Below are 17048 nucleotides of genomic sequence, written 5' to 3'. Positions count from 1 at the left end.
AGCGCGCGGAACGTGCGGAACGTGCGTTAAAGAGGTCTCCATGGAGAAGATCGTGAATGCCCTGATCACAGGGCTCGCCCAGGGGTCGATGATCGCGCTCGTCGCCCTCGGCTACACGATGGTTTACGGCATCCTCAAGCTCATCAACTTCGCTCATAGCGAGATCTTCATGATGGGCGCCTTCGCCGGGCTCTTCGGGATCGCGGCGTTCGGCGGCGGCAGCGCGCCGCTGTTCGCGGGCGTGGCCGGCACCCTCTGCGCGATGGCCTTCGCGGGCGTCCTCGGGGTCCTCGTCGAGAAGGTGGCTTACGCGCCGCTGCGCTCGCGGGGGCGGGGCCTCGCGAACACCCGGATCACGCCGCTGGTCACGGCGCTCGGGATGAGCGTGCTCCTCCAGAACCTGGCGCAGCTCCTCTTCACCGCCCGCTACCGCGGCTATCCGCAGCTCCTGCCGATCGAGAACACGCGGCAGGTGATCTTCGTCACCTCGATCCTCGTGATGATCGGCCTGGAGCTGCTCGTGCGGCGCACCTGGACGGGCAAGGCGATGCGCGCGCTCAGCGTGAACGTCGAGGCCGCCCGGCTGATGGGCGTCCGCACGAACCGCATCATCGCGCTCACCTTCCTCACGGGCTCGATGCTCGCGGCGGTGGGCGCGGTGCTGTACTGCCTCGATCAGTCGCAGGTGTACCCCACGATGGGCGTCGTGATCGGCAACCGCGCGTTCGTGGCGGCGGTCATCGGCGGCATCGGCAACATCACGGGCGCCATGCTCGGGGGCATGCTGATCGGGATCATCGGAGAGATGACGAAGCTCACGCCCTACTCCGGCTTGCAGGACGTCCTTGTGTTCGCGGTGCTGATCGGGGTGCTCCTCGTGAAGCCGACGGGGCTGCTCGGCACGACCGGGACCGAGAAGGTGTAAGGCCGCCCTGGCCCGCCGGCCCACGCGCCGCGCTTCCATCCATCCTCCAGAACGAGCAGGCCGCCCTGGCCCGCCGGCCCACGCGCCGCGCGTCCTTGCGGTATGCTCGGCGCATGCGACGCCTCGCTCTCGTCGTACCGCTCTCGCTGCTCGCGGCGTGCGCCGCGACGCCCCCCGCCAACTGGGTGCGCGGCGGCGCGCTGCTCGACATCCCCCGCGCGCGCTGGGCGCTCGCCGACCTCACGATCGACGTCATGCCGGACGGCAAGATCCTCGTGAACGGCGAGCACCAGCTCAGCGTCGATCGCGGCGGGCGCGTGTTCGGCCTGGAGGCCGAGCCGGTGGCGCTGCTCGAGCCGGACGGCCGGGTCACCGGCCCGAACGACGATCCGCTGGGCCAGGTCGGCGTGCTGCACGCCTCGCTGCCGCGCCAGGCGAACGCCTGGATCACGGTCGCCGAGGGCGGCGCGGTGATCCGCTACAGCGAGGAAGGCGAGCGGGAGCCGCTCGGCGCCTGGATGGGGTGCGAGGCGACGGCGCGGGCGCACCAGGCCTGCACGCTGATCACGCACATCGTCGGGATGCGCATGGGCAAGCTGGCGCGGCCGCGCGCGCCGGACGCGTTGCAGATGGGGCTCGGGAACGGGCTCGGGACGGGGTCGCTGTTTCCTTAGAGGGGGGCGCGCCTACTTCAGCAGCCAGCCGAACAGCATGCGCTTCGTCGTGTCGCGGGAGACGGCCGCGAGCGAGTCGACGAGCGGGATCTCCTTCGGGCACACCTCGACGCAGTTCTGCGACTTGCCGCAATCGGTGATCCCTCCCTCGCTCATCACCGACTCGAGGCGCTCGCCCTCGTGCATCGCCCCCGAAGGGTGCATGTTGTAGAGCCGCACCAGGTTGATGGCGAAGGCGCCGACGAACTTCGTCCCGTCGCTGTACTGCGGGCACGCCTCGACGCAGCAGCCGCACGTCATGCAGCGGGAGAGCGGATATCGCTCCTGCTGCCGCTCCGGCGACTCGCGCGGGCCCGGGCCGAGCTCGTGCGTGCCGTCGATGTCAATCCACGCCCGCACGCGCTTCATGTCCTCGAACATCCGGCTCCGGTCGACGAGCAGGTCGCGCACGAGCGGGAACTTGGACATCGGCTCCAGCGTGATCACCTCGCCCTTCGGCGCGAGCTGGTCGATGAGCGCCGAGCAGGCCTGTCTGACTCGACCGTTGATCACCATCGTGCACGAGCCGCACACCTCCTCCAGACACACCGCCTCCCAGACGACAGGAGCCACCTCCTTGCCGTCCACGGTCCGCGGATCCTTCTGGATCTGCTGCAGCGCGCTGATCACGTTCATCTGCGGCAGGTAGGGGACCTTGAACTCCTCCCAGCGCCGCGACTCCGTCCGATCCGCGGTGTCCTGCCGCCGCACGCGCAGGTGCACAAGCCGGCCCTCGCCCTTCGGCTGCGCCGGCGCCGCCGCCCCGTTCGCCTCGTCTCCGCTCGCCTTGGCCATCCTACACGCTCTTCTGCGACAGCTTCCCTGTCGCTTGCGCGCTCGCCGCGCTCGCCGCGCTCGCCGCGCCCGCCTGCTCGTACTTCCGCTCCCGCGGCGTCACGAGCGACGTGTCCACCGCGTCCGTCACGTGGATCGACTGGCCGGCGCACGCGTAGTCGAACTCGCGGACGAACCTCACCGCGCCCTTCTCCTCGTGGCGCGCCAGCGTCGTGCGCATCCACGCGGCGTCGTTCCGCGCCGGGAACTCCGGCTTGTAGTGCGCCCCGCGCGACTCGTCGCGGTTCCTCGCGCCCTGCGCGATGACCCGCGCGAGCACCAGCATGTTCTCGAGGTGGCGCACGAACTGCGCCCCCTGGTTCACCCGCGGGGCCGTGTCCGTGCACTTGATCCGCCCCGCCCGCTCCTCGAGCTCGCCGAGCTTCTCGAGCACCCGGTCGAGCGTGGCGTTGTCGCGCTCGATCGTGCAGTCGCGCAGCATCGTCTCACCGAGCTCCTGGTGCAGCCGGTACGCGTTCTCCGGCTGCTTCGCGTCCTGGTTCTGCGTCAGGATGCGCTGGTAGCTCGACTCCGCGCGCTTCTCGGCCTTGTCGAAGATCGAGCGCGGCAGGTCGAGCGCGCTCCGCTTGATGCTCCGCTGATAGGTCGCGACGGCCGGCCCGCACACCATGCCGGCGTAGATGCACGAGAGCAGCGAGTTGGCGCCGAGCCGGTTGGCCCCGTGGTACTGGTAGTCCACCTCGCCCACCGCGTAGAGGCCCGGGATGCTCGTCGCGTGGTTGCGCGGCGACCCGGCCTTGAGCGAGCCCCGCGCGTCCGCCTCGTAGTCGACCCACAGGCCGCCCATCGAATAATGGACCGCCGGGAAGACCTTCATCGGGTTCTTGTACGGGTCGGTGCCCGCGAACTTCTCGTAGATCTCGAGGATGCCCGCGAGCTTCGACCGGAGGAACTTCTCGTCCTTGTGGGTCAGGTCGAGGTAGACCTCGTTCTCGTTCCGGCCCGTCGCGGGGCTCCAGATGCCGCGCCCCTCGTGGAAGCACGTCTTGAAGATCGCGCGCGCGGCGATGTCGCGGGGGACGAGGTTGCCGTAGCCGGGGTACATCCGCTCGAGCAGGTAGTCGCGCTCCTTCTCGGGGATGTCCCGCGGGCTCCGCGCGTCGGTCTTGTCCTTCGGCACCCAGACGCGGCCGCCCTCGCCGCGCGCGCTCTCCGAGATGAGCCGCAGCTTGTCGGCGCCCGGGATCGCCGTCGGGTGCACCTGGATGAACTCGCCGTTCGCGTACACCGCGCCCTGCTGGTAGACCGCCGACGCCGCCGTCCCCGTGCAGATGACGCTCAGCGTGGAGCGGCCGAAGACGATGCCGCAGCCGCCCGTCGCGAGCACGACCGCGTCGCCCGTGAAGGCGCGGATCTGCATCGATTTCAGGTCCTGCGCGACGCAGCCCACGCACGTGCCGGAGTCGTCGAGGATCGCCTCGAGGAAGTCCCAGAACTCGAACTTCCGGACCATCTTTTCGCCCGGGATCGCCACGCCGTGCTCGTCGGTCACGTCGGCGAGCTCGTACCGCCGCACCTGCTCGTCGAGCGCGTAGAGCAGCTGCTGCCCCGTCGTGGCGCCGGCGAACGCCGTGCGGTGGTAGAGCGTGCCGCCGAAGCGGCGGAAGTCGAGCAGGCCCTCCGGCGTCCGGTTGAACGGCACGCCCATGCGATCGAGCATGTTCACGATGCCCGGCGCGGCCTCGGCCATCCCCTTGACGGGCGGCTGGTTCGCGAGGAAATCGCCGCCGTACGCCGTCTCCTCGAGGTGCACCTGGGGGCTGTCGCCCTCGCCCTTCGTGTTCACCGAGGCGTTGATGCCGCCCTGCGCGCACACCGAGTGCGAGCGCTTCACCGGCACGAGGGAGATCAGGTCGACAGGGACCTTCGCCTCGCACAGCTTGATCACCGTCATCAGGCCGGCGAGCCCGCCCCCGACGACGATCACGCGCCGAACCTTCCCCCCCTCGCTCCTCGTCGTGCTCTTCGCGGCCATGTTCGATCCCGATGCTCCCGCGCCGCTCCCCGGAAGGGCGCGGCCGATACGATGGTCAGTGCGAGGCCGGCGCGCCCACGTCGGCGCCGGCGCCGGCGCCGACAGACGCGTGCGCGGGCGCGCCGGTGGAACCGGTCGACGACGACGCGATGTCCGCGCAGGTGCGGCCCCCCTCCGCCGACGGGCCCGGCGTCCCGGGGAACGGCGCGCCGGTGGCGAAATAGATCACCGTGTTGGCGCCGAACAGGAAGACCACGAGGCCCACCGCGCCGAAGACCACCGCGGCCATCCGCTGCGCCCGGCGCGACACGGTGATCCCCCACGAGAAGCAGAAGCCCCAGAGGCCGTTGGCGAAGTGGAACACGCTCGCCGCGATGCCGAAGAGGTAGACGAGCGCGATCACCGGGACGCCGCCGACCGTCGACGCCATGTCGGCGCACAGCCGCGGGTAGAACTCCTCGGGCGCCATCCGGCCCAGCCACTTCTGCGCCCAGTACGACCAGAGGTGGAAGCCGATGAACGCGAAGGCGAGCACCCCCGTGACCCGCTGCAGCGTGTACATCCAGTTGCGCGAGAACGTGTAGCTGCCGACGTTCGGCTTGCCCTCGAGCACCAGCTTGACCCCGTAGAGGGCGTGGAACGCGAGCGGCAGCACGACGAGCCCGATCTCGAGCACGGGCAGGTACGGCATGTGCGAGATCTCGGCGACGGCCGCGTCGAACCGCTCCTGCCCCTGGAGCGCCTTCGCGTTCGTCCAGAAATGGAAGAGCAGGAAACCGCCCACGGGGAGGGCGCCGGTGAGAGAATGCAGCTTGCGCAGGAGAAAGGACCGGCGGCTCTCGTGAAAGAGCGATCTCGCGGGGGTTGCCTCGGACACGCTGACCTCGATGGAAGGCGGGCGCGGCGGGTGTATGGGATGCCCCGGGTGACGTCAAGGTGAACGCAGTCAACAGTTCCGGCCGGTTTTCCGCTGCCTTTGGCGCGTCGAGCGGCGGCGCGGCATCTCGCCCGCGCCGCGGCGCCGCCGGGCAACGTCGGCCACTTCACGCCCGCGCGGCCGCGATCGCGGCGACGGCCCTGCTCGCGCTCGCCGCCGCGACCGCCGGCGCCGGCTGCGGCGCGCAGGAGGGCGGAGCGCCGGTGAGCCCGGCGTTGGCCGGGTCGCCCGCGGCCCAGGCCGAGCTGCGCCCCCTCCTCTCGCGCTTCGCGAACGGCGCGCGCGCGGAGCGCATCGCGCTCGAGCCGGAGCTCCTCGCCTTCCGGGGGCGCCACGCCTCCGACGACCTCGCGCGCGTCGCGACCGTCCACCTCGCGTGGATCGCCCTGGAGCGCGGGGACCTGCGCCGCGCCGGGGCGCTCGCGGCCGAGGTCGAGGCGGCGGGGCGGAGCGCGATCGGAGATCTCGCGCGCGTGATCCGCGGCGCGGCGCTCCGGCGAGCCGGCAAGCCGAGGCCCGCCTTCGGGGTGCTGCGCCCGCTGGTGAGCAAGATGATCGACGCGTACGTGCGCGCGCTCCTCAACGAGGAGGTCACCGCCGCCGCGATGGAGGCGGGCGCGTGGACGCAGGCGATCGAGCTGATGAGCGTCTGGCTGCGCGAGGCCGACGACGACCGGCGCGCCGCCGTCCGGGCGCAGATCGGGGCGCAGCTGCGCGAGGTGCCGATCGATCACCTCGTCCAGGCGCTCCGCGCCGGGCGGGCGACCGGCGAGGTCGTGAGCCCGGAGGTCGACCTGCGCTCGCTCGTCGCCGAGCGCCTCGCGATCGTCGCCCGCGAGCGCCGCGACGTGGCGCTCGCGAAGGAGCTGCTCGATCGGGCCGACGCGGCGCTCGGCACCCAGCGCGACGCGATCTTCGAGCTCGCGGCCGGCGCGGGGGCCGCGCGCGTCGAGCCGCCCACGGTCGGCCTGCTGCTGTCGACGCGCACGGCCGCGTCGCGCCGCCGGGGCGTCGAGATCGCCGCCGGCGTGGCGCACGGGCTCGGGCTGCTCCGGCCGGGCTCGGACGCGCGGCTCGTGAGCCGCGACGACGGCGGCGAGGGCAGCGTGGACGAGGCGCTGAACAGCCTCACCGCCGAGGGCGCCGCGGTGCTCATCGCCGGCTCCGATCGGGAGCAGGCGACCGAGGCGGCGAAGTTCGCGCGGACGCACGCGATCCCGGTGCTGCTCGTCCACCCGCCGGAGCCGGCGGCGCTGGACGGCGCGTTCGTCTTCGTCGTGGGCGAGGAGCCCGCGAGGAGCATCGAGGTGCTCGCCGCCGCGCTCGCGGAGCGGGGAGCGAAGCCGGTGGCGCTCGTGGGCGGCGATGCCGAGGTCCGGAAGGACGCGGCCCCCGCGCCGGCGGGCGCTGCGGGGGCCACGCCGGCGGGCGCTACCGGGGCCGCGACGGCGGGCGCCGCCGGGGCCGCGCCGCTGGCCGAGCGCGGCATCGCGCTGGCGCTGCCCTGCGACGGGACCTTCGACGCGCGCGCTCTCCGGCCCCCGGCCATCCGCGGGATGGTCCTCGCCGGCGACGCGCGCTGCGCGGACCAGGCGCTCCGCGCGGCTCCCCGCTCGGTGACGATCGCGCTCGCCTTCGAGGCGGCCGTCGCGCCGCCGCCGGGATCGCTCGTCGCGACGGCGGGGCTCTTCCCGCTCCTCGCGGCGCCCTCCGGCGCGCAGCCTCCGCCGGGCGCGGGCGATCCCAGGGCGACGCCTGGCTCGGGAGCGGCGGCCGCGCTCGCGGCGTGGCTCGCCACCCATCCGTCGCCGCCGAGCTTCTGGGCGGCGCTCGGGCGCGACGCCGGCGTGCTCGCCTGGGCCGGCGTGCAGCGGCTGCCGAAGACGGGCACCGAGGACCCGGCGGAGGTGAAGGCGCGGCGCCTCGCTGCCGCGAGCGCCATGAGCACCGCGACGGCGGAGCTCTGGACGACGGCGGCGGACGGCTTCGGCGGGCGGCGCGTGCTGCCGCGGGTGATCGGCCACCGCGAGAGCGGGAAAGCGCGATGAGCGGGGCGAAAGCGCGGTGAATGACGCGGCTCACGTGGCCGGCGCCCGGCCAGCGCGGGGCACGACGCGCGAGGCCGCGCGTGGAGACCGTGCCGGCGCGTCGCCCCGGGGCTGCTCCGGCCTGCCGGCGGGCGTAGCATGGCGCCGCATGATCCGCCGAGCCCTCTCCTGTGCCGCCGCCGCCGCGCTCCTGGCGATCGCCCCTGCCGCGCTCGCCGATCGGGTGGCGTTGCTCCCCACGCGCGGGGGCACCGACGAGGCCGCCCGGAGCGCCGCCCAGGCCGAGGTCGCGCGCGGGCTCGCCGCCCTCGGCCACACCACGGCGCCGGACGGCGCGGTCGCTGCCGCGCTCAAGGACGTCGCCGATGGCGTCGCCGACAGCGCGGACGAGTACCGCGCGGTGGGCGCGCGGACGGGCACGGACTGGGTCCTGACCGGCACCGTCGATCCTGCGGTCACGACCACCCGGATCGAGCTCACCGCGTACCTCGCCTCGACGGGCCGGGTCGAGTCGGTCGCCAGGGAGGTCGACCGGGGTAAAGAGGCCCGGCAGACGCAGGAGATGCTGGCGGTCCTGCTCCGCCCGGAGGGCGTCGGCGCCGGCGAGCTCCCCTGGGAGCGCGCCGCGCGCTCCGCTCCGGCGAGCGCGCCCCCGCCTCCGTCCGCGGGCGGGGCGATCGTGCTGCCCCCCGTGCCGGCGCCGCCGCCCGCGCCGCCCGCGAAGGAGGTGCTGATGGCGTATCCCCTCGGGCCGGAGCGCGGTTGGCCGGCGTACTCGGGCGGGCGCCGGGTCGCCCTCTCCGCGTCGCTCGGGCTGGCCGTCGCGGCGGCGCGCCTCCCGGGCGCGAGCGGCAGCGCGGCCTCGCTGGTCGGGGAGGCGCGCGTGGCCTATGCGCCCGGCGACCGCGGGCTCGAGCTGTTCGCCGGCGGCGGCGGCAACCTGGCCGGCCCCTTCGCCGGCTGGATCGAGGGCGGCGCGCGCCTGCTGCTGACGCCCAGCCTGACGCCGCACGACGGCGCGTGGCGCGCGTTCCCGCTCCACCTCGGCCCGTCGCTCCGCGCGGGCGCGTTCTTCAGGTCCGCCCCCGGCGCCGTGGGCCCCGATCTCACGACGTACCACGGCGATCTAGAGGTCCACCCGGTGCTCGGGGCGTCGCTCGACGTCGCGCTCGCGCTGAGCCCCTCGGTGCAGCTCGAGGCCCAGCTCGGCAACCTCCGGTGGGTTCCCACGGGGGGCGGCTCCCTGTTGCTGGTCGGCGCGACGCTCGGCGCCGGGGTCCGGTTCTGACGCATGCGCATCGAGCTGCCGAGCCGCCGCAGCACCATCCGCCTGGCACGGGCGCTCGCCGCGCGCCTCGCGGGGGGCGATCTGGTCGTCCTCGCCGGCGATCTCGGCGCCGGGAAGACGTTCTTCGCCCGGGCCCTCTGCCGGGCGCTCGGCGTCCCGCCGCAGCTCCCGATCACCAGCCCGACGTTCACGCTGGTCCACGAGCACGAGGGCCGGGTCCCCATCGCGCACGCCGACGCCTACCGCCTCGGGGGCGCGTCCTCCGCGGGGGGCGCGCGCGACGACGCGGCCGCGGAGCTCGCCCAGCTCGGGCTGCGCGAGCGCCGCGCGGAGGGCGCGCTCGTCGTGGTGGAGTGGGGCGAGCCGTTCGTGGAGGCGCTCGGGGGCGACGCGCTCCTGATCCACCTCGCCGCCCCCGAGGACCCGGCCGCGCCCGGCCGCGCCGCCGAGATCAGGGCGACCGGCGCGCGGAGCGGCGAGGTGCTCGCGGCGCTGGAGGGGGAGCGGCCCCTGTAGGCTCCGCTCGCCATGGCGACGTGCCGCAGGCGAGCGGCTCGGTGGAAGCGACTGCTGCGTGAGTCGAAGGCGCGACGCGCGTTCGACAAGGTCGATCCGCATGCGCCGCTTCAGCCGAGCTGCCGGAGCTTCTTTTCCAGGTAGTAGGCAGCAGCCTGGCAGTAGGGCGGCAAGAGACCGGTCCCATCCGGAGTCGATGCAAGCTCCAGCAACTCCTTCACGCGTGCGGCCCGCGGCGCCTTCTTTTGGAATTGAGACCGGAGGGCACCGATCACGTCCCTCCGGTTCCGTCGAAGACGAGCGATGTTGAGGTTCAGACGCTCGATCTGCGCTTCGACGCTGGCGCGCATCGCGGGCTCCAGGCCCTCGGCGGGTCGCATCTCCCCCTGGTTCGTATACGAGAACATCGAACTGACGTCGGGCGGAGACGCCGCCGGGTTCAGCTCGATCCGCTGCTCCTCTCTCGGGAGATGTCCGCGGTAGGTGTCGCAGTGATAGCGCTTGCGGTGCTCTCCTCCGCCCTCGCGGATGCCCACGTCGCCCAAACAGACCCCGAGCAGATTGTCCCAGTCGAAGACCAGCTCCGGCGACAGCGCGCGGGTCTCGAAGTGCTCGATCTTCATGCCCTCGGCGCTCGGCGGTCCCGGCAGCGGGGACATGCAGTACGCGCAGAGCCCATGCTGCTCCTTGAACGCGTGCTCCCGCATCTGCTGCCGCTGTGTTCCATGCACCGAGCTCCAGGCTGCGCCAGGGGTGCCCCGGAGGTCGGCCAGGCACGCGGGCTCGCGGGCCTTCTCAATCCGGCGCATTTCCGGTCTCCGCCATGGAGATCTCCCACCGCGCGGTGACGATCTGAGCGTCGTCCTCGCCGAGGAGGCTCGATAGCTCCGCCAGCAGCGCCTTCGCTGCCTCGAGCTGGCCGTCGTCGATCAACCGCGCGAGCTCGTCGAGCTTGTCCTGCGTCTCCTTCAGGCGCGACGGGGCACCGAGGATGTCCTCCAGGATGGTGTTGGTGTCCTTTCCCGCGATCCTCTCGACCCGGTGCGCCTGGTGATCCGGGTCGAGGAGACGCACCGATCCGCGCGGGGCCGCCGACATCACCTGAGGCGAGTGCGTCGTCACGACGAACTGGATGCCGGGGAACGCGCGAAGAAGATCGTCGAGCACGCGCCATTGCCACGCGGGGTGGAGGTGGAGATCTACCTCGTCGATGAGCACGACGCCCGTGGCCCGCGCCGGTGCTTCGGCGCCGAGCTGCGGGTTGAGCTGCGTCGCGCGCCACGCGATGTCTGCCGCCACCGCGATGAGGTTCCGCTGGCCATCGGAGAGAGCCCCGAAGGGGAGGGAGGAGCCATCCAGGAAGTCGACGCGCAGTTCCTGGTGGTTGGCGCTGTAATAGATCCGGCGAGCTCCCTCGAGGCAAGCGCACGCCGCCGCGCTCACCCCCTCCAGCTCGGGGCTTCGCACCTCGGAGAGCGGGCGCCCTTCCTCCGCGGCCCGCGCGAGGCGCTGGACGCGATCCTCCTCGCGCCAAGCCATCCAGGCCTCGAACCCCTTCTGGTCGGACGCGGCCTCGAGCGAGGCCCGGTAGCCTTGAAGCCTGGACTTCAAGCCCGCCCTCTCGGGGTTCCTGTCCCGCTTGTGGTGCCACAGCCGACCTGTTCCGTAGTAGGCGAGCACCGGGAGCGCGATGGGCTCGGCGCCCGATATCGCATCCTCGATGCCACGAGGCATGAACCGGGTCGCCTCCAGCGGACCTTCCCGACCGGACTTGGTGACGCCCGTCGTCGTGCGGCTGTCTGCGCCGCGAAGCTCCCTCGCCCACGCCACGTGGCCCAGCGGGGTTTCACCGCTCGCTTCGACGCGCACCGGGTAGCACGTCGCCATGCTCGGGACGCCGCCGTGCATCGTGGTAACAAAGCGCGCTGCCGACTTCGCGATCGGGCGGTCGTCCCGGCTCGCGTTGAAGAAGCTCAGCCACGCGCCCAGCGCCACTGCCAGCCCTTCGAGCACGGTCGTCTTGCCCGTCCCGTTGCGGCCGACGAGCACCGTGAGCCGCGGCTCCAGATGCAGCGCGAACCGCTCGAAGGCGCGGAAGTTGATCAACCGGATCTCGTCGATTCGCATCGAGGCTCGATGGGTGATACGCGGTGGAAACCTGGGGAGCTAGCGGTTTTCGCCGGGATCGCTGGGTCCGCTGGCCGCCGCCCTGGGCAAGTTGAGCGCTGAGAGGATCGTGTCCTTCCGCGCCTCTTGCCGGTGCCACGCCTCTACCATGACGCAGCCAGGCACCGCCCCATGGTGCGAAGGCACCACCGCGGCGCAGCCCTACCCCGTGTGGCCTCCCGGAGTCGGCGCAGCGGGCACCTCTCCGGCGGCACCCCCACCTGCCACCGCGAAAGCCCATCAGGCCGTGCGCCCGCCCGCCGGGCGGCCCTCCCCGGCCACGCGCCGGCGCGAAGCGCGCGCCGCGGCGCGGGCGAGCGGGCGCGCGGGGTCGTCGCGAGCCCGGCCCCGTGCGCGGCGGCGTTGCGTGGTACAAGAGCGCACCGTGAAGGAAGGCGCTGAGACCAGCCGCGGCCAGCTGCTCGACAGGGCGCTGGAGCCGGTCCTCGCGTTCCTCGACAACATCGGCAACATCGTCACGCTCACCTTCCAGACGATCGTCTGGCTCGTGCGCCCGCCGTTCCGCCCCGCCCAGTTCCTCGCGGCGATGGACTTCATGGGCGCGCAGTCGGTCTTCATCGTCGGCCTGACCGGCGTCTTCAGCGGCATGGTCGTCACGCTGCAGACGTCCTACGCGCTGCGCGCGTTCAGCGCCGAGGGCCGCGTCGGCGGCCTCGTCGCGGTCTCGCTGGCCCGCGAGCTCGCGCCGGTCTTCTCCGCGATCATGGTCACCGCCCGCGCCGGCAGCGCGATGGCCGCGGAGCTCGGCAACATGCGCGTCACCGAGCAGATCGACGCGATCGCGACGATGGGCGTGAGCCCCGTGCAGTACCTGCTCTCGCCCCGGCTCTTCGCCGCGACGGTGATGCTGCCGCTGCTCTGCATCCTGTACACGAGCGTCGGCATGTGCGGCTCGTACCTCGTCGCCGTGCTCTGGCTCGGCGGCGACGAGGGGGCGTTCTTCCAGAGCATCCGCGACTTCGCCCTCCCCAAGGACATCTCCATGGGGCTCATCAAGGCGTGCGTCTTCGGCTTCATCGTCTCGTCGGTCTCGTGCCGCCACGGCTTCTACGCCTCGGGCGGCGCGCGCGGCGTCGGCGTCGCGACCACGCGCGCGGTCGTCGAGAGCTGCGTCACCGTGCTCGTCACGAACTACATCCTGACGCAGCTCTTGCTCGACATGTGAGCCGCGACGGAGGACCGCTGCCCTCCACGTGCCGCGATGCTGCGGCGCGGCGGCGCGGATGTTACGGTGACCGGCGTGTCGCTCGATCGCGCCTCCGAAGTCGAAAAGTTCGATCACTACGCCCCCACCTACCGCGAGGCGCACCAGCGGAGCGTGCGCCTGAGCGGGGAAGGGCCCGAGTACTTCGCCGAGCACAAGCTCGGGTGCCTGGCGCGGGCCGGCGTGTCCAGCGCGCACAGCGTGCTCGACTACGGCTGCGGCACCGGCAGCCTCACGCGCTTGCTCTGCGGTCGCTTCGCCTTCGTCGGCGCCTTCGATCCGTCGGCGGAGAGCGCCAAGCTTGCGCGCGAGCAGGCTCCGAGCGCGACCGTGTACGGCGAGGAGGCCGCCATCCCGAGCGAGCGGTTCGACGCGGCCGTGCTGTCGGGCGTGTTGCACCACGTTCCGCCGCCCGAGCGCTCCAGGCTGGTGCAGGCGGTTGCGGCCAAGCTCAAGCGGGGTGGGCGCCTGTTCGTCTTCGAGCACAACCCGTACAACCCGCTCACGCGGCGAGCGGTGCGGCTGTGTCCGTTCGACGACGACGCCATCCTGCTTCCGCCACGCGAGGTGCGCGCGCTGCTCGCAGGCGCGCTTGCCTCGGTGCGGCAGGACTACGTGCTGTTCTTCCCGCGGCCGCTCGCGCCCTTGCGGCCGCTCGAGCCCTGGCTCGCGTGGTTCCCGCTCGGCGCGCAGACCATGACGGTCGGCGTGCGTGCCGGCGCTTGAGGCGCCCTCGCCGGGGCCCTGCCGCCCGTCCTCGCCGCTGCTATGGGGGCATGACGCGCCCGGTATCCGCTCTGGATTGCATCGATTGAACCGCTGGTATGCGAGTTCAACTCGCCACCGGCCCCCACACGTCCTCGGCCTACACCTCTTCCGCCGGGTCGGGTTGCACCTTCCGGTGCGGCCCCCGGGCGTCTAGCTTCGCCTCATGAGCACCTCGTCCCTCTCCAACCGCCACTACATCCTGAAGGCGCGCCCCGAGGGCCCGCCGGACCGCAGCCATTTCGAGCTCCGCGAGGCGCCGGTCCGGGAGCCTGGCGACGGCGAAGTCCTCGTCCGCACGCGCTACCTGTCCGTCGATCCGACGAACCGGCTCTGGATGAGCGACATGAAGCAATACATGCCGCCCGTGAACCAGGGCGAGGTGATGCGCGCGCTCGGCGTCGGCGTCGTCGAGCGCTCCCGTCACCCCGACTATGGCGCAGGAGACCTCGTCTCCGGCCTCCTCGGCTGGCAGGACTACAACGTCGCGGCTCCCGGCGACCTCGCCCTCACGCGCTTGCCCGCGCTGGACGTCCCGCTCGGCGCCTTCCTCTGCCCACTTCACGTGGCCGGCGGCTTCACCGCTTATGTCGGCCTCTTCGATATCGCGCAGCCGAGGCCCGGCGAGACCATCGTCGTGTCCGCCGCCGCCGGCTCCGTGGGCTCCCTGGTCGGCCAGATGGGCAAGATCGCGGGCTGTCGCGTGGTGGGCATCGCCGGCAGCGACGCCGGGTGCCGCTATGTGACCGAGGAGCTCGGCTTCGACGCCTGCATCAATTACCGCACCGAGGATGTCGCGGCGGCGCTCGACCGCGCCTGTCCAGACGGTGTCGACATCGATTTCGAGAACGCAGGCGGCGACATCCTGGACACCGTGCTCGACAAGATGAACCTCTTCGGAAGGGTCACGATCTGCGGCCTCATCTCGACGTACAACGACAAGCAGCCCCGCCCTGGCCCTGTGCGCTTTCCGCTGATACTGATGCAGCGGCTCCGGTTGCAAGGCTTCGTCATCCTCGATCATCAAGCGCGCTTCCCCGAGGCCTTCGAGAAGATCCACGGCTGGATCAAGGAGGGCAAGATCACCTGGCGCGAGCGCGTGGTGGAAGGCCTCGAGAACGCCCCGGATGCGCTCGCGATGCTCTTCCAGCCGAACAAGATCGGAAAGCTGCTGATCAAGGTCTCCGAGTGATCAGCCAGGCCGGCGGACGCCCATATCGACAAGGCGGGGCAGGACCTCCTCTCTGAAGTACGGGAGCTCGGCAGCGTAGTCGATGAAGCAGAGGGCCAGGCCGCGGACCCCGACGAGCTCCCTCCCCGGGGCCGGTCAGCTCATCGAGACCTCGAGCTCACCAGGAAACTACCGCAGCCCCCCCGGCGGATCCGGCTCCCGCAGCGCGATCAGCGCCGGCGAGAGCTGCACCGGGTACCTCGCCGGCGCGCGCAGGAGCGCGACCGCGTCCGGCAGCAGCTGGCGCGCCGCCAGGGAGCGCTCGCGCCCGGCGCTCGCCGGCTCCGGCGACTCGAGCGCGCGCCCGCCGCGCATCGCCGCGCGCGCGAGCGGGGCGAGCCTCGCGACCCCGAGCGCGCGCGGCGCAAGCATCCGCTCGTGCGCGAGGTGGATCACGTCGAAGGCCGCGCGCCCCGCCTCGTCGTAGTAGCGCGCCACCATCTTCCGCCCCGCGATCACGTCCCCGCGATCGCTCGTGCCCTGCCGGAGCGCCCACGCGCCCGCCTCCTCGAGCGCCACGAGCTCGCAGCGCGCCGCCGGCAGCCCCTCGACGGCCTCCCCGAGCCCCGACGCGACCCAGCCGCCCGCGCTCGTGCCCACGCGCCTCGCCTCGAGGAGCAGCGCCTCCTCGTCATCGCCCCCGAGGTCGACCATCGGATCGGCGTACCAGGGCCAGCGGCCCTCGAGCGGGGACGGCGGCGGCGCGAGCTCGCCGAGGTCGATCCCCGCCTCGCAGCGGAACGGGATGCCGAGCGCCGTGGCCGCGAGCGCGCTCGTCGTCGCCACGGCGCCGCCCACGTGCGCCGCGCGGGCGAGCGCGAGCGCCTCGTCGGCGAACGGCACGCTCGCCGACGACCCGTCGACGATGTCGCCGCCGCCCGCCGCGATGTGGAGCCGCGCTGCCCGCGTCGCCGCGGCCGTGCCGCGGCGGAGCGCCGGAGCGAGCAGCGCGCCCACGAGCAGCGCCTCGACGAACGGCCCCTCGACCGAGGCGACGGGCGTCCCCGGGAAGGCGATCGTCCCGTCGGGCATCGCGTCGATGTCGACCGAGAGCGGCGCGCCGGCGAGCCGCTCCTCGAGCGCGTCGCTCAGGCCGCACGCCGCGCGCGCCGCCGAGACCGCCGCCGCGTCGAAGCGGGCTCCGTCCCCCGCGAGCGCCTCGAGCGCCGCCTCGACCCCCGCGACCACGAGAAAACCCGTGTGGGGCGGCATCGCGGCGAAGGCGAGCTCGAAGCTCGCGCGCCGGTCGGCGACCCCCGCGTGGACGAGGCGATCGGCGTCGAGCAGCGCGCGTCCGTCGCGGAGCAGCGGGCTCGCTCGCAGCAGGGGCGCCGGCATCGGCCTCCGTCAGAGCCGCTCGGCCAGCATCCGCGTGCCGGCGGCCGTCGAGGCCTCGTCGAAGAGGAACGGCAGCATCACGGTGGGCAGGTCGAGATCGCGGCGCAGGCGGGCCAGGCTCTCGCGCTGCACCGACTCGCGCATCGCCCGCCGCGCGCCGGCCACGAAGGCGCTCTCGACGGTGTCCGCGGCGCGCGCCGGCGCCTGGATGTCGAGGCGCGCCGGGTCGACCAGGAGCGCCCGCTGCTCCTCGGGCGAGAACAGCGCCGGCAGCACGCCGTTGATGATCACCCGGTGGACGGGCAGGCCAAGGTCGCCCCGGACCTCCGCCACGAGCTCGACGGTCTCGGTCGCCGGCATCTCCTCCGGGAGCGTCACGACGACGACCCCGCTCCGCGCGGGATCCCTGAACATCGCCCACGCCGCCTCGGCGTCCCGGCGCAGGATGCCCGGCGGCGCCACGTCGAGGATCACCTTCGGCACCCGCAGCATGTCCACCCCGTGCCCCGTCGCGGGCGCGTCGAGCAGGACCACGTCGAAGCGGTTCGAGCCGTCCGGGAGCAGCTCCGTCGTGTGGAACCACGCCTTGCCGAGCATCGCCCACTCGAACAGCCCGGGCACCGCGCGGAAGAAGGTGCGCGTGTACTTGTTGTCGAAGACGAGATCGGCCGCGGCGCGCATCTTCAGGACCATCTCGCCGTACTCCCGGAGGGCCCTGTCCGGCGCGATGTTCACCGCCGACACGCGCTCGGCGACCTGGATGACCTCCGGGCCGATCGGCTTCGAGCCGAGGATGGCGGAGAGCCGCTCCTTCGTGTGGCACATCGCGACGAGGACGCGCTTGCCGCGGGCGGCGAAGGCGAGGGCGAGGGCGCCCGAGATCGTCGTCTTCCCGACCCCTCCCTTGCCGGTCACGAACAGGAAGCGCCGGCGCTCGAGCTCCGGCAGGTCCTGGCCGAGCCCGCCCGCTTTTGAGGCTTGATAGACGCTGGTCATTCCTCGCCAGCGGAGTTACGCGCAAGCTCAGGCGAAGGCAACCCGGATCAAGGAAACGGGCTCTGCTATG

At 72.8% G+C, this 17048-nt stretch carries 15 protein-coding genes; 8 read left to right on the top strand and 7 right to left on the bottom strand.

Annotated features, from left to right (window positions below):
- The first annotated feature begins 40 nt into the window (after positions 1-40).
- Positions 41-925: a branched-chain amino acid ABC transporter permease gene (locus tag WME73_RS45735; RefSeq protein ID WP_437913659.1), complete on the top strand. Its 885-nt coding sequence runs from the start codon at positions 41-43 to the stop codon at positions 923-925.
- A 113-nt stretch (positions 926-1038) separates the two neighbouring features.
- Positions 1039-1599 (top strand): hypothetical protein, encoded by a 561-nt coding sequence (locus tag WME73_RS45730; RefSeq protein WP_437913658.1) that lies wholly within the window; start codon positions 1039-1041, stop codon positions 1597-1599.
- A 12-nt stretch (positions 1600-1611) separates the two neighbouring features.
- Here WME73_RS45730 and sdhB read toward each other — a convergent pair whose 3' ends face one another.
- Genes sdhB through WME73_RS45715 form a run of 3 tightly spaced genes read right to left on the bottom strand, consistent with a single transcriptional unit; the run spans position 1612 to position 5345 of the window.
- Positions 1612-2433: a succinate dehydrogenase iron-sulfur subunit gene (gene sdhB / locus WME73_RS45725; RefSeq protein ID WP_437296102.1), complete on the bottom strand. Its 822-nt coding sequence runs from the start codon at positions 2431-2433 to the stop codon at positions 1612-1614.
- A gap of 1 nt (position 2434) precedes the next feature.
- A complete protein-coding gene (gene sdhA, locus WME73_RS45720) occupies positions 2435-4468 on the bottom strand; it encodes a succinate dehydrogenase flavoprotein subunit (RefSeq protein WP_437742568.1) in 2034 nt (677 codons plus the stop codon).
- Positions 4469-4523: 55 nt separating this feature from the next.
- Complete coding sequence (locus tag WME73_RS45715; RefSeq protein ID WP_437913657.1) at positions 4524-5345, bottom strand: succinate dehydrogenase; 822 nt, start codon at positions 5343-5345, stop codon at positions 4524-4526.
- 263 nt (positions 5346-5608) lie between these two features.
- Here WME73_RS45715 and WME73_RS45710 point away from each other — a divergent pair, with 263 nt between their 5' ends.
- The 3 genes from WME73_RS45710 (at position 5609) to tsaE (ending at position 9257) form a co-directional block, all read left to right on the top strand.
- Positions 5609-7453, top strand: coding sequence for a hypothetical protein (locus tag WME73_RS45710; protein WP_437913656.1), 1845 nt, complete (start codon positions 5609-5611; stop codon positions 7451-7453).
- Positions 7454-7601: 148 nt separating this feature from the next.
- Positions 7602-8741: a hypothetical protein gene (locus WME73_RS45705; protein ID WP_437913655.1), complete on the top strand. Its 1140-nt coding sequence runs from the start codon at positions 7602-7604 to the stop codon at positions 8739-8741.
- 3 nt (positions 8742-8744) lie between these two features.
- Positions 8745-9257, top strand: coding sequence for a tRNA (adenosine(37)-N6)-threonylcarbamoyltransferase complex ATPase subunit type 1 TsaE (gene tsaE / locus WME73_RS45700; protein WP_437913654.1), 513 nt, complete (start codon positions 8745-8747; stop codon positions 9255-9257).
- A gap of 110 nt (positions 9258-9367) precedes the next feature.
- On the opposite strand, the gene WME73_RS45695 is transcribed toward tsaE, so the two are convergent.
- Positions 9368-10066, bottom strand: coding sequence for a retron system putative HNH endonuclease (locus WME73_RS45695; protein WP_437742563.1), 699 nt, complete (start codon positions 10064-10066; stop codon positions 9368-9370).
- Complete coding sequence (locus WME73_RS45690) at positions 10053-11384, bottom strand: AAA family ATPase (protein WP_437742562.1); 1332 nt, start codon at positions 11382-11384, stop codon at positions 10053-10055. The genes WME73_RS45695 and WME73_RS45690 overlap by 14 nt, the downstream gene beginning before the upstream one ends.
- Positions 11385-11808: 424 nt before the next feature.
- Between WME73_RS45690 and WME73_RS45685 the strand changes: the two genes are divergently transcribed.
- The 3 genes from WME73_RS45685 to WME73_RS45675 all read left to right on the top strand — a co-directional run bounded on the left by WME73_RS45685 (position 11809) and on the right by WME73_RS45675 (position 14605).
- Positions 11809-12609 (top strand): MlaE family ABC transporter permease, encoded by an 801-nt coding sequence (locus WME73_RS45685; RefSeq protein ID WP_437296096.1) that lies wholly within the window; start codon positions 11809-11811, stop codon positions 12607-12609.
- 75 nt (positions 12610-12684) lie between these two features.
- Entirely contained in the window at positions 12685-13374 is a 690-nt protein-coding gene (locus WME73_RS45680) for a class I SAM-dependent DNA methyltransferase (RefSeq protein WP_437913653.1), read from the top strand.
- A 205-nt stretch (positions 13375-13579) separates the two neighbouring features.
- Complete coding sequence (locus WME73_RS45675) at positions 13580-14605, top strand: NADP-dependent oxidoreductase (RefSeq protein ID WP_437742560.1); 1026 nt, start codon at positions 13580-13582, stop codon at positions 14603-14605.
- 168 nt (positions 14606-14773) lie between these two features.
- Here WME73_RS45675 and WME73_RS45670 read toward each other — a convergent pair whose 3' ends face one another.
- Both WME73_RS45670 and WME73_RS45665 read right to left on the bottom strand, forming a co-directional pair.
- Positions 14774-15982, bottom strand: coding sequence for a hypothetical protein (locus WME73_RS45670; RefSeq protein WP_437913652.1), 1209 nt, complete (start codon positions 15980-15982; stop codon positions 14774-14776).
- Positions 15983-15991: 9 nt separating this feature from the next.
- The gene (locus WME73_RS45665; protein ID WP_437742558.1) at positions 15992-16978 is read right to left on the bottom strand and encodes an ArsA family ATPase; all 987 of its coding nucleotides are present in this window, start codon (positions 16976-16978) and stop codon (positions 15992-15994) included.
- Between the last annotated feature and the right edge of the window lie 70 nt (positions 16979-17048).

The organism is Sorangium sp. So ce302, assembly GCF_051530145.1.
Lineage (GTDB): Bacteria > Myxococcota_A > Polyangia > Polyangiales > Polyangiaceae > Sorangium > Sorangium cellulosum_B.
This window is presented reverse-complemented; position numbering and strand designations above follow the sequence as displayed.

Coding starts and splice junctions, on each gene's coding strand:
- WME73_RS45735 (WP_437913659.1), top strand. CDS start 41: ATGGAGAAGATCGTGAATGCCCTGATCACAGGGCTCGCCCAGGGGTCG.
- WME73_RS45730 (WP_437913658.1), top strand. CDS start 1,039: ATGCGACGCCTCGCTCTCGTCGTACCGCTCTCGCTGCTCGCGGCGTGC.
- sdhB (WP_437296102.1), bottom strand. CDS start 2,433: ATGGCCAAGGCGAGCGGAGACGAGGCGAACGGGGCGGCGGCGCCGGCG.
- sdhA (WP_437742568.1), bottom strand. CDS start 4,468: ATGGCCGCGAAGAGCACGACGAGGAGCGAGGGGGGGAAGGTTCGGCGC.
- WME73_RS45705 (WP_437913655.1), top strand. CDS start 7,602: ATGATCCGCCGAGCCCTCTCCTGTGCCGCCGCCGCCGCGCTCCTGGCG.
- tsaE (WP_437913654.1), top strand. CDS start 8,745: ATGCGCATCGAGCTGCCGAGCCGCCGCAGCACCATCCGCCTGGCACGG.
- WME73_RS45695 (WP_437742563.1), bottom strand. CDS start 10,066: ATGCGCCGGATTGAGAAGGCCCGCGAGCCCGCGTGCCTGGCCGACCTC.
- WME73_RS45690 (WP_437742562.1), bottom strand. CDS start 11,384: ATGCGAATCGACGAGATCCGGTTGATCAACTTCCGCGCCTTCGAGCGG.
- WME73_RS45675 (WP_437742560.1), top strand. CDS start 13,580: ATGAGCACCTCGTCCCTCTCCAACCGCCACTACATCCTGAAGGCGCGC.
- WME73_RS45670 (WP_437913652.1), bottom strand. CDS start 15,982: ATGCCGGCGCCCCTGCTGCGAGCGAGCCCGCTGCTCCGCGACGGACGC.
- WME73_RS45665 (WP_437742558.1), bottom strand. CDS start 16,978: ATGACCAGCGTCTATCAAGCCTCAAAAGCGGGCGGGCTCGGCCAGGAC.